The sequence below is a fragment of the Microbulbifer maximicatervae (SeqCode) genome, assembly GCF_052467695.1.
Genome location: NZ_CP174320.1, coordinates 2,385,891 through 2,409,785, shown reverse-complemented (window position 1 = coordinate 2,409,785; position 23,895 = coordinate 2,385,891). Strand labels below are relative to the sequence as shown.

The 23,895-nt window shown below is 40.6% G+C and carries 21 protein-coding genes; 1 reads left to right on the top strand and 20 read right to left on the bottom strand.

Features of this window, described 5'->3' with window-relative positions; translation table 11 throughout:
* Positions 1 to 67: 67 nt before the first annotated feature.
* The 18 genes from ACJJI8_RS10630 to ACJJI8_RS10545 all read right to left on the bottom strand — a co-directional run bounded on the left by ACJJI8_RS10630 (position 68) and on the right by ACJJI8_RS10545 (position 20,409).
* On the bottom strand, positions 68 to 1,213 hold the full coding sequence (locus ACJJI8_RS10630; RefSeq protein WP_444935015.1) for a glycosyltransferase family 2 protein: 1,146 nt from the start codon (positions 1,211 to 1,213) through the stop codon (positions 68 to 70).
* A 78-nt stretch (positions 1,214 to 1,291) separates the two neighbouring features.
* The gene (locus ACJJI8_RS10625; protein ID WP_444935014.1) at positions 1,292 to 2,236 is read right to left on the bottom strand and encodes a sulfotransferase family 2 domain-containing protein; all 945 of its coding nucleotides are present in this window, start codon (positions 2,234 to 2,236) and stop codon (positions 1,292 to 1,294) included.
* A 207-nt stretch (positions 2,237 to 2,443) separates the two neighbouring features.
* Positions 2,444 to 3,040 carry a sulfotransferase gene (locus ACJJI8_RS10620; protein WP_444935013.1) on the bottom strand — a complete coding sequence of 199 codons (597 nt, stop codon included), beginning with the start codon at positions 3,038 to 3,040 and terminating at the stop codon, positions 2,444 to 2,446.
* Between the two features lie 13 nt (positions 3,041 to 3,053).
* A complete protein-coding gene (locus ACJJI8_RS10615; protein WP_444935012.1) occupies positions 3,054 to 4,070 on the bottom strand; it encodes a glycosyltransferase family 61 protein in 1,017 nt (338 codons plus the stop codon).
* An 82-nt stretch (positions 4,071 to 4,152) separates the two neighbouring features.
* Positions 4,153 to 4,881, bottom strand: a complete 729-nt coding sequence (locus ACJJI8_RS10610) for a sulfotransferase family 2 domain-containing protein (RefSeq protein ID WP_444935011.1) — start codon at positions 4,879 to 4,881, stop codon at positions 4,153 to 4,155.
* A 42-nt stretch (positions 4,882 to 4,923) separates the two neighbouring features.
* Positions 4,924 to 7,677 (bottom strand): glycosyltransferase, encoded by a 2,754-nt coding sequence (locus tag ACJJI8_RS10605; protein WP_444935164.1) that lies wholly within the window; start codon positions 7,675 to 7,677, stop codon positions 4,924 to 4,926.
* Between the two features lie 69 nt (positions 7,678 to 7,746).
* Positions 7,747 to 9,141 carry a mannose-1-phosphate guanylyltransferase/mannose-6-phosphate isomerase gene (locus tag ACJJI8_RS10600; protein ID WP_444935010.1) on the bottom strand — a complete coding sequence of 465 codons (1,395 nt, stop codon included), beginning with the start codon at positions 9,139 to 9,141 and terminating at the stop codon, positions 7,747 to 7,749.
* A complete protein-coding gene (gene rfbB / locus ACJJI8_RS10595; protein WP_444935009.1) occupies positions 9,138 to 10,256 on the bottom strand; it encodes a dTDP-glucose 4,6-dehydratase in 1,119 nt (372 codons plus the stop codon). The genes ACJJI8_RS10600 and rfbB overlap by 4 nt, the downstream gene beginning before the upstream one ends.
* 59 nt (positions 10,257 to 10,315) lie before the next feature.
* The gene (gene rfbD / locus ACJJI8_RS10590; RefSeq protein WP_444935008.1) at positions 10,316 to 11,194 is read right to left on the bottom strand and encodes a dTDP-4-dehydrorhamnose reductase; all 879 of its coding nucleotides are present in this window, start codon (positions 11,192 to 11,194) and stop codon (positions 10,316 to 10,318) included.
* Positions 11,195 to 11,336: 142 nt separating this feature from the next.
* The gene (gene rfbC / locus ACJJI8_RS10585; RefSeq protein ID WP_444935007.1) at positions 11,337 to 11,885 is read right to left on the bottom strand and encodes a dTDP-4-dehydrorhamnose 3,5-epimerase; all 549 of its coding nucleotides are present in this window, start codon (positions 11,883 to 11,885) and stop codon (positions 11,337 to 11,339) included.
* 137 nt (positions 11,886 to 12,022) lie between these two features.
* Positions 12,023 to 12,961 carry a glucose-1-phosphate thymidylyltransferase RfbA gene (gene rfbA, locus ACJJI8_RS10580; RefSeq protein WP_444935006.1) on the bottom strand — a complete coding sequence of 313 codons (939 nt, stop codon included), beginning with the start codon at positions 12,959 to 12,961 and terminating at the stop codon, positions 12,023 to 12,025.
* Positions 12,962 to 13,236: 275 nt separating this feature from the next.
* Complete coding sequence (locus ACJJI8_RS10575; RefSeq protein ID WP_444935005.1) at positions 13,237 to 14,871, bottom strand: polysaccharide biosynthesis/export family protein; 1,635 nt, start codon at positions 14,869 to 14,871, stop codon at positions 13,237 to 13,239.
* 90 nt (positions 14,872 to 14,961) lie between these two features.
* A complete protein-coding gene (locus ACJJI8_RS10570) occupies positions 14,962 to 16,206 on the bottom strand; it encodes a KpsE/RkpR family capsule polysaccharide export protein (protein ID WP_444935004.1) in 1,245 nt (414 codons plus the stop codon).
* A 9-nt stretch (positions 16,207 to 16,215) separates the two neighbouring features.
* Positions 16,216 to 16,941 carry an ABC transporter ATP-binding protein gene (locus ACJJI8_RS10565; protein ID WP_444935003.1) on the bottom strand — a complete coding sequence of 242 codons (726 nt, stop codon included), beginning with the start codon at positions 16,939 to 16,941 and terminating at the stop codon, positions 16,216 to 16,218.
* Positions 16,938 to 17,726, bottom strand: a complete 789-nt coding sequence (locus ACJJI8_RS10560; protein ID WP_444935002.1) for an ABC transporter permease — start codon at positions 17,724 to 17,726, stop codon at positions 16,938 to 16,940. Before ACJJI8_RS10560 ends, ACJJI8_RS10565 begins: the two co-directional genes overlap by 4 nt.
* A gap of 1,290 nt (positions 17,727 to 19,016) precedes the next feature.
* On the bottom strand, positions 19,017 to 19,307 hold the full coding sequence (locus tag ACJJI8_RS10555; protein WP_444935001.1) for a YciI family protein: 291 nt from the start codon (positions 19,305 to 19,307) through the stop codon (positions 19,017 to 19,019).
* 262 nt (positions 19,308 to 19,569) lie between these two features.
* Positions 19,570 to 19,977, bottom strand: coding sequence for a hypothetical protein (locus ACJJI8_RS10550; protein WP_444935000.1), 408 nt, complete (start codon positions 19,975 to 19,977; stop codon positions 19,570 to 19,572).
* 153 nt (positions 19,978 to 20,130) lie between these two features.
* Positions 20,131 to 20,409, bottom strand: a complete 279-nt coding sequence (locus ACJJI8_RS10545) for a hypothetical protein (RefSeq protein WP_444934999.1) — start codon at positions 20,407 to 20,409, stop codon at positions 20,131 to 20,133.
* A 665-nt stretch (positions 20,410 to 21,074) separates the two neighbouring features.
* Here ACJJI8_RS10545 and ACJJI8_RS10540 point away from each other — a divergent pair.
* Positions 21,075 to 21,443 (top strand): hypothetical protein, encoded by a 369-nt coding sequence (locus tag ACJJI8_RS10540; RefSeq protein ID WP_444934998.1) that lies wholly within the window; start codon positions 21,075 to 21,077, stop codon positions 21,441 to 21,443.
* A gap of 239 nt (positions 21,444 to 21,682) precedes the next feature.
* On the opposite strand, the gene ACJJI8_RS10535 is transcribed toward ACJJI8_RS10540, so the two are convergent.
* Both ACJJI8_RS10535 and ACJJI8_RS10530 read right to left on the bottom strand, forming a co-directional pair.
* Entirely contained in the window at positions 21,683 to 22,303 is a 621-nt protein-coding gene (locus ACJJI8_RS10535; RefSeq protein ID WP_444934997.1) for a Type 1 glutamine amidotransferase-like domain-containing protein, read from the bottom strand.
* Positions 22,304 to 23,029: 726 nt separating this feature from the next.
* Complete coding sequence (locus tag ACJJI8_RS10530; RefSeq protein ID WP_413664502.1) at positions 23,030 to 23,638, bottom strand: hypothetical protein; 609 nt, start codon at positions 23,636 to 23,638, stop codon at positions 23,030 to 23,032.
* Between the last annotated feature and the right edge of the window lie 257 nt (positions 23,639 to 23,895).

Genomic DNA, 23,895 nt, shown 5'->3' with positions numbered 1-23,895 from the left:
CTCATACACAAACTTTATTATGTCAAATCAAAAGAATCAAATCTTCACTCCTGACTAAGGTTTTAGCCTAGTCCCTCACATTTTCGAACAGAAAATTGACTCGACACTCAACAGCACTACCATAAATATAAGCCTCCACCTGATCTTTTAGCGTCAGTGATTTAGGGGGCCTAAAGGCAAAACCACATTGCAAGCGTCTAGATAGGCCCCTGTCAACCACATCCTGACGATCCTTATTGACATCTACCAAGTACTCTGAGCCATTAATAAGAATTCGTAATTTCAGAGCACCCTCAAACTCACTTGCAGCCCAACCGAAAATCAAATCTGGCTTGGCATTCACTACAGCATTCCCCCGGCAAAGATAAGGGCTTTTATCACAAACCTGGGCGCGCAACTCTTCTACACGCTGGTTAACAGCGGGCACGAGGTCAATGAGAGTATTATCTTCTTCGTCGTTAAGATCATGCCCCTTAAAATAACCCTCGCCTTTTCTACGAGTCGAACTACCAGCCCCTGACCCTTTACGCTCCTTATTTGCTAAATGTTCCTGCCGAGATTTCACTACATAGTGATTAATTCTGAGACACTCAAAAGTAACTTCAGCTGTTTTTGGAGCAATTTCCATATTATCTTCAAAAACTGTAGGTTCGAGATTTGCATTATAGTAACGCCCTGAATGTAAAATGCATTCATGGATATGCATTTTTTTTGTCATTTTTGGTTTTAATATCGTTTTAATATGACGGTTGAAGTCATGATCTTTTTTTGAAGCGCGCATAAAACGCTCTATTACAGGCCCCTCGCCCTTAAATTTACGGCCAGATGAACCGAAATTTCTCCAGTTGAGGGCAAGAGCACCGGCATCCTCAATCCTATCAAACGCTTTCAGATTATCTTTGAGCGGCATTCCATTAGTGCTCACTATAAATTCATCTGCATCAATAAAACCTAACAGATCTACTTCATCACCATAGTTATCCAGAATATGATTGTAAGCGGGTACTTGGGGGCCCATATCTCCCACACGAGGAAAATAGACCCGCTTAATTACACCCAAATAATCCAATGACTCTAGTAATTGAGATGAACCATCATCACTAATGTTATCGGCTATATAGAATGTATCAACTCCTATCAGTTGATGATAGGCAATCCATTCCAGGATATACTCATATTCATTTTTAAAAATAGCCGCAATACCAAACTTCACTTGAACTCCAAATAAAAACCGACGATGAACGGCGGAAATCAAACTCGCCAACAAAATAGAACCAGAAATTTAAAACTACTATTCTTTCAAGGTATTAAGTATTGGCTGTCCTGTATTAGCAACGACACACACTACATTATTAGGATCAATGCTACTTGGGATTTTTATAGTGAATCCTAAAAACCCCCCCCGCCCTAAACCCCTAGCTTTATAATAAGGGCGATATTCGTTAGCTTTCGACTCTGCGATTATATTATCCCCAACCTTGGCTTGTACTAAGACTGCCTCATCAGCATTCTCAGATATTGCCCAGCCCTGCAATTTACCCGATTCAAAATTAGTAACGCAACCGGAAACATAGTTATTGCCAGCGCGGTTGGCACGGAGATTCCAATCAAATTGAGATCGAGCAAGATTGTAAAATTTCAACTCCTCAGCGTTCAGGTTTCGCAACTCTTGCAACTGCCCTTTTGTTAATTGGCGAGGTTCAACAACTTCACTTTTAGCCACATTCTCATGTAGATATGGTATCTCAATATTAAACCTCTTATTTAGCAGGCACAGAGAGTCCTGATAAGCATCTACAAACCCAATAAAACCAAATTCAGCCCAGCTTTTCCGACCAATGATTTTCAGCTGTCGATTAATATTTTGTGGGCTTCGATAAAAATCCTCGAAACTATCCTTATAACCATTATGCCTCACACAGTGATTATACTCAGAGGCGATTCTCTGTATTGGGTCGCGCAAAAAAGTGACCATTCTCCCCGCATCAAAAATATTAATATATTTCGCAGAATAAAAATGTCCAGTTAAAAACTGATACCCTCTCCTAGAAAATTCTTGTGCAAATAGCCATCCATCCTTTTCACTAGAAGTCCAACTCCTTACAAGCTCACTGGTTTCTACCGATTTAACTCCATAATCTCGACAGACGCTTTCCTTACCAAAATAAGAATCTGCCCCCCAACGAAAACTGGTGCCAGCGGTTTTTGGAATATGCACAAATACTATAGGCTTCACTAAAATAAACAACCGTCAATGATTACAAAAGGTTTTCTTTTAATTAAAAACGTCTTAACTTCATTTAAATTTATTCTTTTTTCCCAAACAAATCACGATGCAGAACCCCCAAAATATACCCCTTTATTTACTATACGTGTGAGAATAAATAGCATACCTCATTCTGAAAAATCTAACAGAATGACCATAGAAGTTCCGCAAGAATTGCTAAGCCGCACGGGTCTTATGAGCATGTCCAAAATGGGATGTATCAACCTGGGCTCCCACAAAGCTCTTCAATTGAGATCTACATACATCCAAGCCTGCCTCAAGATCCAAAATTAAAAGATCTTCACGCCGCCCTTTAAAGTACTCAGTTACATCAGCATGATGCTGATACCACTCTCCTTCCCAAAGCTGGAGAATATCCTTCTGTGACCCACCGTAAATATTCATATATCTCTTCATGTATTCCCCACCTGCATGTCGCTCTCTGCTTTTCAGCCACTTATACAAGCTCCTAGTATTCAGAATAAATTTTGACCCTGGATATGCCTCATCAAGATTTTTATAATATTCTTTATACGCAGGAGTTACCCCTTTATATTTATGATCCCAATCACAAACAAACTCCATATCACACAAAAAATCATAATCCTCATAAGCTCCAAGAATGCCTGAACGCACACCCGCTTCAACATTCCTTCTTATTTCACAAGCAATTCGCCCATACTCGTAATGTATAGATTTAAATCCATTACCCTCAAAAAAATAATGCAAACTTAAAGTTGCGCACTTATTAAAACCAATCTGAAAATACTTCATAAAATAACCAACCCTAATAAAGAATAGATTTCTCTAATTGTTCTAAATCAGCAAAAATATTAGCGGAATTAACCCCTATAAAATCATTCTCATAATCCAAAAATAGCTCACTATAGATTCTCCCATCAGAATCTGGACACGGAACAGAACGATATGACAAATTCAGAATCTTAGAAAAAAGATAATATTCAGGAGATATATGTTGACTAAAAAACTCAACAACCTTAACACCGGGATTACAAAATGCTATATTGCATAATCCCGCCCCATGAGGTGCTACAACAAGCTCTGAATTATTCATAATCCAGTGCATCTCATTTATAGAATAATCTTCACAGTAAATAGTTTGAACGTTCAGGCGATCTAGCAGGTCAACTACCTGACTTTCATTTATAACTCGACGCCTACTAGCCTTACCTCTTGAAAGATACACACGCTTGGAGAATTGCCCCTCGGGCTTCTTCACCGGAAATACTCTGCGTATAAAATCAATTACCCAAAGCCCAGTAAAATATGCTTGCCTTACCGGACCAACGGTAGTCAATTCATCACAGTGATACCTTCTTCCATCCAGGCTTTTAAGAGTAACTACTTTATCCACTGGAATGGACAAAGCTTGAAAAGAGGCTTTTTGAAACGGAGAACTCACACCATTAACTATGATTTTGTCATAGCGAGAAAGATCTACTCCAGCAAACTGCAAGCAATCTAACTTGGGTAGCAAATCAAAGAGCCAGTGCGTATAAATAGCCGCACCTGGAGTAAATAAATTTAAAACTCGCCCCAAAGAAATGGGACCTCCCAAGCTATCAACTTCCTCATCAAGATTGCCGGAGAATACGATATTTTTATTATAGGTAGTAAATATTTTAGGAGAAGGTACTTTCTGTTCTCTAGTAAAATTCCACTTTGGATGATTTAGCTTATCATCCACATCTATAGTAGTTTCTCCACCACGAAAGACAGTAATTACTTCGACCTGGGAATCTTCCTGGCTGGCCGAAAAATTTTCAGAGCCTGAAATTATCATAACGTTTTAAATATCATAGTTAGTTTTAAATAAAAGCCAAACAAATCATGCTAGCGCAGAAACACATAAATAATTGTAAAACTTAATTCACTCGCAAGTATTCATATAGCGCAAGATCTGAAGCGTTACATTCAACTAGTTTTCGGTAAACCTCTCCACCTAATTCACGTTCAATTTCTATCAACTTTTGATCGAGAGATTTACTTACTGCGCGTGAAATATTTTTCCTTACAGTTTCAAGCTTAACATTCGGAATACCAAAATTACGTAAGCAACTCTCAAGATTAAAAATAGAACGATCAAACTGCTCTACCAGCCCTACAAAAGGTAACTCTTGAACAGCTTCTCTAGCTCTATCTAACTCAGATCCTTTTTCCGACGAGAACATTTGCGCCAAGCGTGCAACATGAAAATTTCTACACTGTCTATCGTTAGGTAATGAGAGTCGAGTTTCTATATAGCCTTTTAAATCAGTATTTCTAGCCAACACCGCACCAAAAGAATCACCACCTTGCTTACGCTCAAACGCATAAGCGGATGCTATCCGATCTAAAGGGTGGCGCACAAAAATTACAGGGAAAACCTTTACCCCCTCCACCTCTGGAGGGGGTAAAAGTGCAGTGTGGGAGGAAAAGCACTTCGCCTGTGGGTTATCGAAAATCCACTGTTCTACCTGTGCTTTATTTAGCTGAAGGTTCCCAGGAAATTCTTTGGTTACCCACTCACTTCCTTTAAAGTTCTCCTTGAACGCCGCATCCAGTGAAGTGCCTGCGTTTTTAAACAAATGATAGTGAAGTACAACTTTTCTCATAATCTATTTTTTCTACTTTTATCTAAATGCACTAAGACTTCATCAATGTGTTGAAAAAAGTCCGACACTGGAAAAAATTTCCTTAAGCCGATTTTTGCCGTTCTCTAGTGAGAACTGTTCCTCTACGAGAGTCCTGCTATTTTCCGCAAATTTACACCAAAGTGTCTCATCATCATAAAGCTTTGCTATCCCATCCGCCCAGGCCATGGGTCTTTCAGCGATCAATGTGCTAATACCATTGGTTAGACCAGTTCCCTCTGCGGCAACATTGGTCAATACCGTTGGCAATCCATAAGCCATAGACTCCAACACTTTTCCTTTAATACCAGCCCCAGATAACAGTGGGGCAACAAATACTCGATGATTATGGTACACTTCATCAAGGTGTTCAGCAAAACCTACCATTCTAATATTTTCGCACTCAAACTGTGCAAAACTATCAGGCATATTGCTTCCATACACGTAAAGACAAATATCTGGTCGCTTCTTAAGCAATATTGGCATCACCTCTTTGGCAAGGTACTCTACCGCCTCCACATTCGGCAGATGGTTATACCCACCTAAAAATGCAATTCCCTGTCGCTGCTCGAATCTGGGACCCACTGTTTTCTCTTCAAGAACCCAAGGTGTAATATGCAGTTTATCGGCTTCAAGAATATGGGAAGTGATCACTGCATGTTCGGTAGCGTTGTAGCAAAGTACTGCATCTGCCTGACGACATACCATTAATTCTTTTTCGCGAGTCTCCAAGGCCTTGGACATCTGCTCATCATCTCTTCCATCTTTCAGGGCGGCTCGCATTTCCCGAAGAAAGTGAAGATCTGCATTGTTAAAAATCACCTTTGCACTGGTGCTTTCTTTGATGGTACTCAGATACTTCTCAGCCACTGAATAGCGAGTGATATAAACTGCATCCATTTCCGGCAAACGCCTTTGCAGCACATCAAATACAGAAGTATAAAAAGGAGCGTAAAGTACTTCGACGCCCATTTTCTGAAGCTGAGTTGTGAACTTTCCAAAATGAGCCATATTTTCAGGCACAAATGTAACCTTAAACCCCAACTCCAACATCAACTTCATTTCTTGTACAGCAGCGTAACTACCAGCATCTTTGTTGGGCATGGGACTGGCATAATCAATCACCAAAATACGCTGATCTATGTTGCGATCTTTTTCCAGTGCCATGGCTTCCATGCTAGCAATTCCGTTGTTACGAAAAGCACTAAACCATTTACTGCGAAATGTTTTCTCATTGACAGACTGATAGCGTTTTAAACCTTTTTTAACATCCCGCCCATGACTCTGACCTTCAAAATGCACAACAACAGAATGCGGCACATAAACTGTTTTGTAACCGGCTTCACGTACCTTAAAAGCTAGATCCGTGTCTTCGTAATAGCATGGAGCCAGTTCTTCACTAAACAGGCCAACCTCTTGCCAAACGTCGTTACGAATACACATTGCGGCGCCGGTGAGATAATCCACTTCACGTGCATAATTATATTCGGGAGCTTGAGAGTTGGCGTTGCGTCCAACATTCCATGGCTCCCCATTACCCCAGACAATACCACCAGCCTCTTGCAAGGAACCATCCAGGTTCAATAATTTAGAGCCCACCATCCCAATAGATTGGTCTCCATCTAGCTTTTCAATCAGCTCATCTAGCCAGCGTGAAGTTACCTCCGTATCATTATTAAGGAAAACAATAAACTCACCCTTAGCCAATTTCGATGCTTTGTTACAGCTGCGCAAAAATCTTAGATTTTCTTCATTTCTTGAAATTACTAAATTGCCAATGATTCCCTCAGCTCTTGCGGTAATATCAGATGAGCAGTCATCAGCGAGAATCACTTCAAAACTGGTCTTATTGAATGACAGTGCAAGAGATGCAATGCAGTGATAACTGACTTCAAATTTATTGTAAGCAGGAACAACGATAGATACCCGTGGCTGCTCATATTTTGGTAATGAGAATGCTGGGAAATTCTTACGTCCCTCATGCCCTTCCAAAATAACCTTGTGTACTGTCAGCAAATCCTCAGAGGTAAGTAGGCTCTCTCCTTTAGCAATAGCCTCTAGGTGATAGTGTAAACTTTCATACCTGTGCCCAGCTTCAGGACGTAATGAAAGAAAGCCTGGCTCTCGGAAGCTCTCCTTGATGTACTGCCATGGAGTCTGTACAGGATGGATGGAGAACCACTGCATTGCTAGCATGTGAGGGTATCCACTCAAACCAAGCTTATAAAGCCTAAGATTACCGTCTTGGAGGCTGACGGGAACTGGTAAAGAAAGTTCAATTGATGTGGAAGAACTCTCAAACTCTTGATGAAATATCGGCTCATCTTCATGATATAAGACAACAGTGCGCTTACCGAGAGCATGTACAGAGGATACTTTTGCCTCAATTCGCCCCTGCTGCACACGAATTAATTCGGCCGTATATCTCTGAGGCTCGATATCCCTCATAAATTCTGTATGACTAATCTCTTGTAGTGTCTCGGCATGAATCAGCTTAAACTTTACTTTGCCGGGCTTAGACCAGTACTCCTGCAGTGAAATTGTGAATCCGTGCTTACCTTCATGTATTCCCGCGCGAACCAAGTCTTCCCGCAACATATCAGCAATTCCATAACCAGCAGGACGATCATTCACTAGCACTTGGACTGGAACCGGGGCTGAATTGCTTTTTGAAGCAACCCAACCTTTAATTACACCACCTTCAAGATGATCAATGTGACCTATAAGATCATTTTTCTCTTCAGCTCTCTTCTTCAAAAACTTACTAGTTATACTCATATCCACCTGTAATTCCCCCTTTTACGCCTGAAGTTGAGATCCAATGACCTGCAACCTTGACTCAATTATTCACGCGCGCCCATATCTATCTTGAAAACGGACAATATCGTCCTCGCCCAAGTAGGAACCTGTTTGCACCTCAATCATTTCTAGAGGAATCTTTCCAGGATTTTCGAGAGCATGTACTTGACCTATAGGAATATAGGTCGATTCATTTTCACTGATTAAGCTGGTGCGATCTCCAATAGTAACTTTGGCGGTCCCAGAAACAACGATCCAATGCTCTGCGCGGTGATGATGCATCTGAACAGAGAGCTTCGCTCCGGGCTTGACGGTTATTCGCTTAACTTGATCTCGCGGTCCAAAGTCAATTGAGTCGTAGTGCCCCCAGGGGCGGTAGACTTCTCGACCATGTTTGTATTCGCTACGTCCATCATCCTTCAATTGCGTAACAACTTGTTTCACTTGCTGAATCTTATGTCTATCTGCAACTAAGAGAGCATCTTTAGTCTCAACGATAACAACATCCTGGAGCCCAATTGCAGCTACTAATTTCCCGCCGGCATCCAAATAGCAGTTATTTGTATCATGGAGTAAAACATCTCCACGAATTACATTTCCGTTCAAATCTTTATCAGATATTTCCCACAGGCTTCCCCAACAACCTACGTCACTCCATTGAGCATCCATAGGAACCGCTACAGCATTTCCCGTTTTCTCCATCACAGCATAATCAATGGATTCATCTGGACAGCCACGAAAGCGCATAGCATCTGGGCGTAAGAAACTCAGATCAGACTCTGCAGCATCCATTGCCAATTTGCATGCTTTAAGAATATCTGGGCGTTGCAATTCCAGCTCCCTCAGGTATACACCAGCCTGGAACATAAACATTCCGCTATTCCAAAAATACTCTCCACTTTCCAGGTAACACTTTGCAGTCTCTAAGTTAGGCTTTTCTACAAACTCAGCGATCTTTGATACCCGATGGATAGACTCAGAGCGAATATAACCATATCCAGTATGTGGGCTCTTTGGGACTACCCCAAAAGTCACCAGTTTGTCATCCTTGGCCTGAGGTATTGCTGTATTTACAGCCAAATGAAATGCTTCATGGTCTTGAATCACATGATCTGCAGCTAATACCAACAGAATATCTTCTGGATCCGCAGCCAAAGCTGCAAGTGCGATTGCTGGCGCCGTGTTTCGCCCCGCTGGCTCAAGTATAATTGTTGAGCCCTCAATATTATTTTGACGCAATTCCTCTGCAGCTATAAACCGGTGCTCTTCGTTACACACAATGATTGGAGCCTGATGCTGCAAACCCTCTAACCGGCTTATTGTCTCGATTAGCATCGAGCCTCTACCCATTAGATCCAAAAACTGTTTGGGCATTAGCTGCCTTGAGGCTGGCCATAAACGGCTACCAGAGCCTCCTGCCATGATCACCGGTTTAATTGTCATCCTTCGTTAACCTCCTGTTCATACTGCGCAGAAATCCAATTCTGATAGCTTCCATCCATTACAGAAGTCCACCAACTGTCATTTTCCAGGTACCACCTCAAAGTCTTTTGGATACCGGTTTGAAAACTTTCCAGAGGCTCATAACCGAGTTCTTGGTTAGATCTCTTTGGATCAATTGCGTAACGCCGATCATGCCCCGCCCTATCTTTCACATGGGTGATCAACTTCTGAGCCTTACCTTCAATAACAGAAACTGCCTGTGGATATTTATTTACTAGATCCGGTCTCATAGCAAACTCATCATTCATAAGTTTACAAATCAAATTCACAATGTCGATATTTGCCCATTCATTAATACCACCAATGTTATAGCACTCTCCTAATTCTCCTTTTTTAATTACTAAATCAATACCTCGAGCATGATCTTCTACATATAACCAATCGCGAATTTGCTGGCCGTCGCCATAGATTGGTAGTGGCTGATCATTCAGAATATTAGTAATAACTAAAGGAATTAATTTTTCGGGAAAATGGTAGGGCCCATAATTATTCGAGCAGTTACTAGTCGTGACTTTAAGCCCATAAGTATGGTGATAAGCGCGCACCAAGTGGTCTGATGCTGCTTTACTTGCAGAGTAAGGGCTATTAGGAGCATAAGCTGTCGTTTCACTAAATGCAGGGTCTTCGGGCAGTAAAGAACCATAGACTTCATCAGTCGAGACATGATGGAATCGATGAGAGTCTTTATTGAGCCCCTCTTCAAGCCAGATTTTTTTTGCAGCTTTAAGTAAACTGTGTGTGCCAATAATATTAGTTTGAATAAATGCATCAGGCCCACTTATAGAACGATCTACATGACTTTCTGCTGCAAAGTTCACCAAAGTGTCAATTTGATACCGCTTTAACAAATCCCCTACCAAAGTTGTATTACAAATATCACCCTGATGAAATTTAAAATTTGGTCTACATTTAATCTGATTTAAATTTTCTAAATTACCAGCATAAGTAAGAGCATCAAGGACTACTACTGTATCTTCCGGATACTTTCTCATCCAGTAATGCACAAAATTCGAGCCAATAAACCCTGCACCGCCAGTTACCAGTAAACGTTTCATCTTTATACTTCTACTAATCAGATTTTCTCAGAATTAAGATTAAGTTAACGACTTTTAAATTACTCAAAGCTATCTTTTTTGACTTCAAAAACTTGCCTCAGAACCTCTCGCCAGTGTTTCAATTCAACACCAAGGTCATTTTTAAGCCTACTTTTATCTAATACGCTATAGGAGGGTCTTTCTGCAGCAGTTGGGTAATCTTGTGCTGTAATCGCTTTAATCATTACCTGCTTATTTGCAGGAAGCAAACCTGAAACCTTCCCTTCTTCATAGATTGCTAATGCAAAATCATACCAACTCGTCACACCTAGATCGGTACAATGGTAAATTCCTTTACAGTTTCTATTTTGGGACAAGGCAAAAATTACTTTTGATAAAGTTCCAGCCCAAGTCGGAGTGCCTACCTGATCGGCAATTACACCTAATTGGTCTCTTTCTTCCATCAAACGAAGCATCGTATTTACGAAATTATTACTATGACTAGCGTATACCCATGAGGTCCTTACAATTACTGCCTCTGGAAGCACCTTGGAGATCACAGATTCTGCTTCTGCTTTAGTAGCCCCATATACACTGAGAGGTCTAACTTTGTCCGAAGTAAAATAAGGAGACGATTTTTTTCCATCAAAAACATAGTCTGTAGACACATGTATAAGGCGAACAGAAAATTTCTTGCATATTAATGCAAGGTTTTCCGCACCTTTTACATTAACTGCAAAAGCAGCCTCAGGATCACTCTCTGCACTGTCTACATTAGTAAATGCTGCCGAATTGATAACTAGATCAGGGCGAGTATTCTCAATCACCTCGTTAACAGCATCAACATCTGAAATATCCAGTTCCTCACGAGACAAGGCGATCATTTCATACTCAGATGGACATTGATCTTGAAGTTCACGTCCAAGCTGGCCATTCTTTCCCGTGATCAAAATTTTCATTATTGCCATTCTAAATAACTCGTAAAAGCAAATACAGTATTTGGCACAGCGCCAATTCCGTGAGTTTGATTGATAGCTGAATAGGGTTTCTACTTAGCAGAAGGTGGTAAAGTTGGCTTTTCAAAAAGCCGATTCACCATTATCAAGGAAAGTAAACAGCATCTTGAAAACAACTGCCTTCACTGTCTTTCTGTGAAAGTTGAGGTGTATGACCACTAACAAGGGGCCAATTAATATTTAAGTCTGGGTCATTCCAAATAATCGACTTTTCATATTGTGGAGCATAATAATTTGTACATTTATAGACAAATTCAGCTGTTTCACTGGTTACATAAAAACCATGTGCAAAACCCTCAGGAACCCACAATTGACGTCTATTTTCAGCAGAAAGAAAAACACCAACCCATTTTCCAAAAGTTGAAGAGCTCTTGCGCAAGTCTACAGCGATATCGAAAACTTCACCTCTAACTACTCGAACCAACTTACCTTGTGGTTGCTCAGTTTGATAGTGTAATCCACGCAAAATCCCCTGTGAGGATTTGCTGTGGTTATCTTGAACAAAAACTCTTTCACCACACTCCCGATTAAATATATCTTCGCGAAAAGACTCAAAGAAAAAGCCTCTTTCATCACCAAAAACCTTGGGTTCAATGATTTTTACATCAGGGATTTCTGTTCCAACAATATTCATACAGCTTTTTATCTATTGGTGCCACAAATTAGTCAATCTACCAATCTGCGATCAAAGGTAAAATGTTGGAGTCGCCTGTCCATAGGCGCCACTCATACTTGAACTCAAAAGATCAAATCATGACACTATTAAAAAAACTACGAACCAGAGGCATACCGATGCGCGCTTATCGAGGAAATTTCGCCACTTTCTACTAATAGTTGCATTAAATACTTTCCATAGCCACTTTTCATTAATGGTTGAATTTGAGCTTCTAGCTCTTCTGCACTAATAAATCCCTTCCGGTAGGCTACTTCTTCTGGGCAAGCTATTTTCTGCCCTTGGCGACGCTCGATAGTTTGTACAAAGTGTGCAGCATCTAGTAAGTTATCGTGTGTACCAGTATCTAGCCAAGCACTTCCACGCCCAAGACATTCTACCTCCAAAAGATCTTGTTCTAGATATACTTTATTAATGTCAGTAATTTCTAGTTCGCCGCGTGCACTAGGCTTAATATCTTTAGCTATATCGCAAACTTGATTATCATAAAAATATAAGCCTGTGACAGCATAATTCGATTTTGGGTTATCTGGTTTCTCTTCAAGGCTGATAGCTTTCCCTCTAACATCAAACTCTACAACCCCGTAAGCTCTGGGATCAGCTACACGATACCCAAAAACAGTAGCCTTGTTTGATCTGGAATCTGCCTTTTGAAGGGTTTGGCTAAAACTATGGGTATAAAAAATATTGTCGCCCAGTACGAGAGCACTATCATTATTCCCTACATGATCACGACCAATAATAAAAGCTTGAGCTAGTCCATCCGGAGATGGCTGTATCGCATAGGAGAGGTTAATTCCCCATTGTGCTCCATCTTCAAGTAAGCGCTGATAAAGCACTTGTTCTTGAGGTGTTGTGATGATAAGAATATCTCTAATTCCAGCCAACATAAGAGTAGTCAATGGGTAGTAAATCATTGGCTTATCATAAACCGCCATCAATTGCTTACTAACCCCTTTGGTCAGCGGGTACAATCGTGTGCCAGAACCTCCAGCCAATATTATTCCTTTCCGTTTAGAAGATCCTTTCACAACCATTTTCCCCACCCTTGAACTCTTTATAATCTAACAATCTGTAAATTTTTATTGAAACTGTCAATTTGACCCGACAAACAGGTAATACAGTGTTCATCTTTAGTGACTAGCAAATAATTTTCGATCTAAATGATTACACACTAGCCCGAGAATCTGTATTACTCAGTCCTTACAAGTCATCACACCTATTTATTACCCACTGACAAAGCCTCGCTTCTGCACAGTAGCTGCAAAAAAGAAGCCAACCCTAATAATTACTGGCACACGATCGTACCAGCTTAGAAGGATAAAACAGCCGCAGTGCCAACAGCGATGCGATAAAGTATTTCTGTTACATCTTTTGTAACTTGCAGCTCACTAGATTGGATCTTCGGCATAACCATAATTTCATCTCCTGGGCGTAAACGGCGCCCTAGTCGATTATCAAAATCCCTGTCGTCAATACGACTAATAGTGCCATCTAGATGTAAAATCACCAGCTCATCCCGATTGGCATTGTTAGCAAATCCACCGGCAAGCTCGATATAGTCTTCCAAAGTACGCTTTTTGTTATAAACCAGAGAGGTTGGGAAAATAACTTCACCCACAATTGATACTGTTGAAGACTTAAGAGGCACCACAAGCTCATCACCATCCTCAAGCAGCATTTTTGCTGCATTAGGATTATTAGCAATCACTACCTGCCCTCTGGGTTTTGCCTTGCGAGCCTGCTCAATAAAGTTCTGAATCATCATGGCATTGTCTTTTTGTGCCGTTTTCTCCAGATCTGTATTTGGCTGGCGAGTGAGGACTTCCATCTGTAAAGCATCTAATGAACGGTCCAAAGCTGCTCGCTGACGTTCAGCAACACTGCTGCGATACAGTTGAATAGAATCCCTATCGGCATTGTCACGGAAGCTCAACTGGGCCAACAATTGATCCAAAGTCGCACCATAGGGCAGCACATAAGTCGCCGGGCCATCAAGCTCTCCCGATACGCTTACTGAAATTGACTGAATGTCATTATCCCTTACCAGCTCTACTTGTGCCCCAGGATATAGCCGTGTTGTCATCGCATCAGCCAATGGCGTGTATTTTGCTTGCTGAACTCCATCAATTACTTGGGTGATTCGAGCAAAATTGGCTTGAGGGTCTGGCTTGGTCACAAGTAACATTTCCCCAAGTTGTGTATAAGGTCCCGTAAACTCCATTTGTGCCGCCTGCTGAACTGCCCCTTCGACAGTTACAGAACCGTTGCGTGCACCAACTACCACAACATCTCCATTTCGTAATTGTAGTGCTGGCATAATGCCATCGACTAAAAAGCTATAAAGATTAATTTTCTGAATTTCTGCTCCTTGGCGCATAACTTTTATGTCGACAAAACTGCCACTTAACTCATCAATACCACCAGCACTGTCTAGATAATAGAGAATAGAGTCTGAACTAAATCCGTTATAGAGACCTGGGCTACTTACGTAGCCCGTCACAAACACTTTTACCGGCTGACTTGCCTCCAAATTGGCATATGCTTGTACATTATTCTTAAATACACGCTTCACATGCCGGAGGACAAAATCATTCAGGACACCATTTTTTACTCCTGCAACATGAACAGGACCCACTTCCGGAACAAATATATTACCTTTTGGATCTACCGGTAGTGTTGCACTAAAGCTATAAGCACCCCAAAGCTGCAAGTTAATCTGATCCCCAATTGAGATTCTATAATCGGGGTTAAAACCGCTAAAGGGCTGATCTTTAAAGGCTCCTTGAAAAAGTGACTGACCAAAAACAGGCACTCCTGTTTGAGGCAATTCAGTGGATGCTACTTCATCAATCAGCTGAGTCTCCAGCGCTGCAGCCTGTACACAGGTAAATGAAGCCAATAATCCTAGGCCAAAACTAAAGCGTTTTATTTTCCCTGTAATCATTTGTCCACTCTTCGTAAATGTAATATTGATCAATTAACTAGGTCACTGTGCTCTCACGTGATATCAGGCAAATCAAAGCCGTTGCTGAACCTACACTCGATGATCACGAATAGTTACAACCAGCATTTTGCCAATTCCATATAGCATAAGTAAAATTATGGCAAGACTTGTTAAACTATATACCTTGCGAGGGTACTCAGCCTTTTCTGCAAGAGATGGTTGGGTTACAACCATTAGATGTTTCAATTTACCGGACGCCTCCATTCGAGCAGTTTCTAACGCCCTTAAAGAAGCAGCATACGCATCTGTAGCAAATTGCAAATCAAGTTCTAAGTTCTGAAAGTGCGCGCCCAGCGAGTTCAGTCTTTGCTCCCCTTCTTCCTCATCTACCCCCACCAAACGAATTTTTTCCATTTCAATTTGATTTTCCAGGGCATCAATATCTGCTTTCATGGAAACAATCTGAGATGAGTCGGTATTCAGGTAGGTTTTTGCCGATGTAAGCTTCGCACGCTGCTCCGCTAAGCTTGCTTCCAACCCCTGAATAATTGTACTAATCCCTTTTGTTAATTCTTCAGGGCTAACAATCTTGTGATTATTTTGAAAGTCAAGAATTTGCTGCTTAGCGCTCCGTAACTTCCCCTGCGCCAGTTCAACTTCATTCTTAACAAAAGAAACCTGCTTGTCCGCCAATTGATTACTGATAGCATTGACAAAATCTTCAGACTTTTGAACTGCTGTCTCAATCAGGCGTTTGGCAAATACAGGATTAAAAGCCTGCATTTCCAAAGTGATAATACCGGTTGCTTCATCATATATAATGTTGGTATGCGCTCTATAATACTCCAAGTAATCTTCCTGAGTGGCATCAAAAGCCAGGCGCGAAAAAAAATCGTGCTCAGAGCTTTTGTAATAGTCTGCAAGATTCAGTTTTTCATCAAGGTACAAAGCCATATCCAGGGATTGGATATAATTTACAACCAAAAAAGCATCCTGTGTATCAGCACCAATGCCCGGAACTAGAAACCCTAATGCTGGAGTTGCAGTTTGAGACGAAGCACTATCCTTAACTATTAATTGAGTAGTGCTAACATAGCGATCAGACACCCAAAATAAATAATAAGCTCCGGTCGCTAACATAGGTAGCACAACTACTAAAGCAAATCCCTGCCACTTATAAAAAAAACTAGTGACAGCTCCTTGCTGGTCTTTACTCTTCACACTTATTAATTTCTTAAGGTTAAGAAATAACTTAGAAAAAAAAGAGTAAATATTTCCCATGCCTTGGTTCTGATTCTTCTTTTGCCCTTCAGCGGATGGTTCCCTAACGTCCATTATCAGCCCTTATAATTTTACGGATGGAGAGGCGATTTCATTTTTAGATTGAGGCTGCAATTTTTCAACCTTACCTGTACCACTTCCTTTATATATTTCTATAGCATCTTCTATCGCATCAAAAATTTTCAGGCCACTAGAATCTAAATAAATACCAACATCACAATTTTTCTTCAGCATTTGCATAGCATGTGCAACGATAATAAAGGTAGAATCTTTTCGTTTCTCAGATATCACCGCCTCACACTTTCTCTTAAAGTGTGCATCGCCAACAGACATAACTTCATCAACTAAGTAGATATCAAAATCTACAGATATACTTAGACCAAAAGCCAGGCGAGAGCGCATTCCAGAAGAGTAACTTTTGACAGGTACATCGAAATAGTTACCTATCTCAGCGAAATCCTGGACACGATCCATCACTTTTCGCTGTGCCCCTCCCCAAATACCATGTATACCGCAGATGAAAGCTACATTTTCACGCCCGGTCATACTACCTTGAAATCCCCCGGATAACCCCATAGGCCAGGAGATTCTTTGGTCGGTGATTACTTTCCCATAGTCTGGGTAATCAATCCCCCCCATAATGCGCAACAATGTTGACTTACCAGCACCATTGCGTCCTAAAATGCCGATATTCTTTCCCTCAGGAAAAGTTGCACTTACATCTTTGAAAAGCACTTTTCGGCCATGGGGGGTACGGTACGACTTTGTCAAATTTTCTAACTTAATCACCGGCTAGTTACCAAGTCACGCCAATTTGCCCTGTAACACAGCAATCCAAAAGCCAGCATCGTTACTGAAGACAACCCTAAGTATGCCAAATTGCCAAACATTCCATTGTAATTGACAAACAATCCCTCTCGCGTCAACTCAATAACGTGCAGCAGCGGGTTCCACACTAAATAAGAATGATACTCTTTTGGAATCTGCTCAAGAGAAAAGAATACTCCCGAGAGAAAGTACAAAGGCCGAATAATTATTGGAGACAACTTTGCCAGCTCTGGAAATTTAACCCCCACAACACAAAGTGCCAAACTTAGTCCGAGGCAAAAGCAAAAAAACAGCGCACTTACAATCACTAAAAGAAGAAAGTTATTAAATTTTGTAGAGACCCCAAACCATGCAAAAATAACCACCAAAACAGAGAGAGTTGCCAAAGAAATAACAAACTCAAGACAAACCCGACTCAAGACCGCATCAAATGGCCTAAGCTGTCGGTAGTTGAACAAGCCTCGATTTGACTCAACCGCAGCCAAGCCCCTATTAAAGCAATTACTGAAAAATAGAAATGGCGCTATCCCTCCAAGCATAAATAGCTCAGTTGGGACACCGGGGTAAAACTCGCGCCCAGCCAGGCTAAACACCGCGACTAATACCAGAACATGCAAAGATGGCTCGATCAGTACCCAGGCGTAACCCAGTCGCCATTTTCCAAAACGAGTTTTCATTTCACGCACTAGTAGCGCATAAATAACATCTCGTTGAATTTGCCAGACAGAACGTTGGGCAGAAGACATAAAAATCTACTTTTCAAAGTGTGAACCAGTCGACCACATAGCCAGTGATAAGTTTGGGAGAATTAGCTAAGCTGCTTATGATGCTATTATCTTGTGAGAAGTAATAGATTTTCGCCAGCAAGCCTAATTACTTGAGAACCAAAACCCAATAACACCCCACAAAACAGAAGTCAACCCCTCTTTCTTGAGATAGTGGGCGGCATCCTAGCGCAGCCTACTTCCAAATCAATTACACGCCGTTACGCTCGCAGTCTAGTGTATCCACGTCAGCCATCTCTCTGTGCCGATCCTCAGCATGGCCATATAAAGATGAGGAGACATCATTTGACAAAAAACAGCTCAGAAACTTATTAAGCCATCAGCAAACCCAAGTTTCTAAGAGCCTATATTAGCACCCTACATTTATAGTGCGACTTACACAGTATAGATATCTCCCACCAATGACGAAAAAATCCGCTCATTGAGCGGATTCTAACCACTGAAATTAATGGTGCATTTATGCGGATCAAAAAATCACCATCCAAGAGACACGATATAGGTAAAACTACAAAAAAACCATACAACTTATTGAATTGTAAACAGAAAATTACTCTCCAAGCAAGTTTCAAGCTTTGAGGTCGCACGCTTCATAGTAGAAACCATTATCAATAAGCGTAGGGTACAACCTCAGTCATTACCGCATTGCCTAATACCTCCCCCTGTAACTCCCTCCTACGAGCCATAGCCCAACCGGAAAGTTCGCTCAAAAAACAACCAGTAGAAAACTTCCATCCCTGCTTATATAATTATGAAATACTCTTTTAAAGTCGCATAGCGCGGTAGCTGTCATCTCAGGCGCAATAGACCAAAAATTAACTTGCTCTCCTCGATGCTTGGCATCAAAAAAGTAATTCTTTTAGCTGTTTTACATCCACCTAACCGTTAATCCGATCCTGAAAAATAAAAATCCAAGTGAAATCGATCACGAAGACTTTCCTTATCAGGTATAATTTTTAAAAGTTATCAATTTTTCTGGATCATCTTACATTTGATAGCTTTACAAAGTTCTATAGACTAAATACTTTAGATCAATCCAATATCAATCTGAAGAAATAGGTGCATGCCATGGGTCCGCATCACACCAGCAGGTAGTAGTTTCACTCTCTAGTGATTTATTGTTTGCCCCTTTGCCCCTCAACTACATATTTTTATTCCTGCATTTTTCCTGCTTGTTTAATTGTGTTCAACGTGGGCCATGTTGCCTCAAAGACCTGTGCAATCGAAAAACTATCATTTCCCTTATTTTTTCGATTAGATCTCAATCAGAAACTCTAACCCTGGTGAGGATTTTGTCGGTACAACTTGTGTCACTTCATAAGCAGCCAATTCCTCACGATAGAATGGATCTTGTTTTAGTATCTGATCTAACGCAGACCGACTATCTATGGTCACCAGGATTACCCCACCTGTGCGAGGCTCCTTACGGCCGGAAAGCTGGAAATATCCTAGCTCGTAGTACTTATTCAAAAAATCAATGTGCTCTGGAATAAACTTTTCCACCTCCTCAAGGGGTTTTATATAGGTAAGGGATACTATGAACATGCTGATCAACCTCTATTTGCAATTCAAAATATCAAAAGTAGAGATCGTAGATTTATCTTCCATCCAATCTCTTATTAACGTAGATTGCCAATCTACAACTCTCGACTTCATTAGAGGAGCATTATACCTACAGGCAATCTGCAAATAGGGACAAAGAGCTCGGTATTGATGCCTAATAAGTAAGGACCTTCCCAGATAGTATTACCTCAAGTGCAAAATCCAAATAAAGATTCAATAAGACCCCAAATTAATGAGGAATAGATTAACAGTTGTCTATTTGCTTTTTGGTTAAAAGCCAGTTTTCACGATAGTAAATACTTGCATCATAGTGGAACGTTAAAGTCTTCGGATCCAAATAATAGGGAAAACCACTATTGCTGGATATAATAAAGTCATATCTTGCTAAGGCATGTTCTTGAAAAGAATAATACTGGCCATACTCAAACTTATTACAGGTATCGCTGTGAATCTTTAGTAACCTATCAATAAATATAGCTTCTCTATTATATTTATTCATATGTTCCACTAATTGTGTCCTAGCATCCAAAAAACTGGAAATAACAAAACCAAGCACAAATGCACACAAAATTACTATGTACTTTTTGATAGATAACTTTATTCGCTGATATCTTTCTGACATCTGGTGATCCTTAACAGTTAAATTAGCCATATAAATCAGCTTGATTGTAATTTTATGGTGCAAATATGGACTTTATTTTAGCTACTCTATGAGGCAGTGAATCGTCAGCATACGTTGTGCATGCTGACACAAATCAGCCGGAACATTCAGCGATTAATAAACTCAGGATTATACAAATGAGTATTATCGACAAAGAATCATAACAGCTTCACCTCTTGCTCCACCAATACCTCCCCCTACAACTTTCCATCCCTCAGGTACTTTTACAGTTTTCTCTGGAACTTCCCCTTTGTTTAATGACCTTCCAGATACTTGCCATAAAGTAGCAGCAAAGCATTCACTTAACTGTTCATCTGATTGCTCTTTACTCTCTTCAGGATCAGCTTCAGCAAAAACGTTTAAAGCCCCAAGAGAAACTACCAATCCAAGTAGCCCAGAGAGTAAGATACTATGCTTTTTCATTGACTTCCTTTTAGAACTAATTCTTAAACTTCTTATTTATCCATCCTTTGCGATAGGAACATATGGCCGACTAAAAAGTCAATAAATACTCCTGCTTTTATTTAAGATTTATTCATTTTTCATCTATCTAGCCAGCCGAAAGGTTTATAAAGAGGAGCATAGATGTTGAGAACTAATTTTTATTTTTCTAAAGACTCGATAAATAGCCATCGAAATAGTGACCAAAGAAAGTTACCAAATAATTCATATATACCAAAGGCTACACCTAAAGTACCCTCTCAGAATATTCGAGATACCTATGACTACTCTTGCGTATTGTCAGGAATTTGGTCTAATAAACAGTAGTGCATAATATTTCTTTCAGGTATTCTCGAATCACAATTAAACATGCCCTTATAAGTATTCATCAAAAAATCAGGGAGAACTGTAAAAGTTGCTAATAGAGGACTGTCATAATTAGCCCTTTTTCAAATTCTCGAATTACAGATGTCGCGATACGCTAAATAAGAGCCTCACTTAAGAGCTTCTTGTAAATCTCCTATTTTTACCATTAAAAAAATACAGTCATATATGGCGTTTGAGCATTTTTTAACCAGCAAGCAGAGCCTAGTTGTGGCATCATATTCATCTAAGCAGATTAACTTTCAGCCTATGGAAACGATGTAATGTGTAAAAAGTTATCCATTAAAACTGGCCTTACCATCCTAGCGTCCGCAATTACTTTGATGGGATGTACAAGTGCCCAGGAAAAAGAAGCGATGCAGAAGATAGTATTTTCTAACGCTGAGGCTATAGAAGAATGCGTACTAGTAGAAGATGTAACATGCAAAACAATCAGGGTTAACCAGGGAGATGTTTGTACTCCTTGGTTACAAAAAAGGGCTGTGCGAAGAGGTGGAACCCATGTGGTTAAGGCTTCTTCAATGGCGCAATTTGGCGATATCTATATGCCTAATGGAGTATCGGCAGGTAAGACTGTAACAGGCACGCATATCCCAGCGAAAATCTATAACTGTAGTGCTTCAAGCGAATAAGCACTAGCATCGTCAGGGAGTAAGTCACATTATCACTTGCTCCCCGGCAGTATTCTTTAACGTTCCGATCAACTCAAGCTATAACTTCTTACCTTCCCCAATTTTAAGTACTCCTTGAAAGAAAAGCTCTAAAGAAGAGAGAATTTCTAGAATTTATCTTTTTCCTAACCACTAGGCACTTGCAGCAATCTTAATGAAATATAGATAGTATGACTTATCATACAGTGGTTATCGACTTACTAAGACACCGCAATCCAGGTCTCTGCTTCTCCATCGATTACGGCGATCAACTGATTGTTACTGAACGGAGCTAATTCCAGCTCGTCTGAATATTTGGAAATAACAAGCTCAGCAGCATCTTCAAATGGTTGGTTTCCATAATGAGGTAAGGGATAGAAGTGCACGAGATTTAACCCGTCATAAGACTCTAGATTCTTCGCTGCATCGGGGTTATCCATCTCCTGGATATATGCGATATTCGGCGACAGGATTACAGTACCTGCCGACTCACCTATATAGGGCTTACCCAGACTAATCTGCTCCAACAAGATTTTATCAGCCCCGCTACGTCTAAGTTCTTGAAGTAGAAAATAGGTGTTACCACCAGTTACATAGATATACTCATTGTTTTGCAGTTTATCTTTAATCTCATCCATTGAAGCTTTAGAGATTTCCAACTCATCTACAATAAGACCTAACTGCTCCAGTTCCTTCTTGGCATCTTCCACATAAAAAGTGATCTCTTCGGGAATGCTTGCAGTAGGGATGAATGTAACCCTCTTACCTTCAAGCCGCTTATCAAAACTCGCGATCGCACTAGCGACCTCAGCAAAATACGAAGTCAAGAATAGCTTGGCCATATATTTTAATCCTTTAAAGTAGTTAATTAATCAATTACTTGATATCGATATAGTTTACCCGAGATATCAACCAGGTAGTAAAGACACATCACAGTAGTCGCTTCCAAGCCAAGTAAAGTAATTTTTCCCAAAAGATTTGGCAACTTACTTTAATTAAACACAACAGCCCATACTGATTCGCCACTGCTTCAGCCTGCTGAAAATAGAGTTCCCGGGCAGGCTATGCGGCAATCACTCATCAAGGCCTTTACCCTCTCGGCTTTACTTTTGCCCCTAGCCCATCAACCAAAGATTGGCTGAATCTTTACCTAATACACACCGTTTAGGACCCATTTGGTACTACCGCTCTTATAAGAAGTACTATATGTTCTACGCCTAAATCTGAAGCCTGGTCTAAGATCTGGCCGGTATAAGGGCAACCATAAACCTGATACGACAGTATAAATAATTTATTGCTAAAGGTTATTGGAACCAGAGAGAAGCGAGTCAACACTTCTAGACGAAAATTCTGGCAATCGCTACCAGCAGGGGAGTAACAGCTGGCATTATTGGGCATGGGATCTGGTTTTGTGGCAGCCGCTTAGTGTGGCTGCCACAACAAGTATGGAGAGTAAGTGCATCTAAATGTAAAAGTACAAAATGTTACGCTTATTCAAATACTCTGACTTCTCTTATATCACTTGAGCAACCTTTGTCTTAAACGCCTGGCTATCCTGCTTTTTATAGCTAGTAAAGAACTCGGTCCTTAACATCTATCGTCAGAAGCTGACGTTGGTCATCAGATTTTTCAGCCCAGACTTCGTAAGCTTTTTCTTTCACCTTTTGTACTTTTTCTTCATATGAGGCATGCCAATCATCTGCACCAGAAGATTTATCGACAATCAAGGTTTTTGATAGCCATAACTGTAGTTCTGAACTTTCTAGAGAAAACTCTCCATCTATATTGTTTTTCATAGGACGTAATTGGAAACCTTGCCCATATATAGGTCTTACAACAATGTAATATCGTTGCCCAGGCTCGACCGTGGCCTGCATGACATGGCCTTTAATACCCTCTGTGGCCATAAATGTATAAGTACCGGGATCAACATTTATCAAGAATTTTGACTTAGCCGACGCAACTCCCACAATTTGATCATTATCATCTGTAATATCAAATACTAATGCATTGAAGCCTGCGAACACTCCAGCAGAAGGACGAAGAAATATTATTTGTGCTTTGTCTGATTGTGGTTCTTCCACTATCTGACTGGAAGACTCATGATTAAAGACATATTGCTGTACACACCCGGCCAACCCAAATATTAAAGCCAACACAACAAATACTACGCGCATTATTTAATCTCAATTTATTGGAATACTACTTCAAATTCACTTCAGTGCATTCAAAGGGATAGTTCATTATATCACTACCTTCGATATTACTCTGACCTATCTCAATTTTTAGTAAAGAACAAGGTGTTCATACTTGGGACTTCCAGTAAATCCCATTAAAGTTCCCGAACATCTGCCCAACCACCCCGTCGAATTTTTCCCACTAATCACCAGCAAAATCACAGGGTAGTTGGCCACCTTCCAACCGCTGCTGCCGA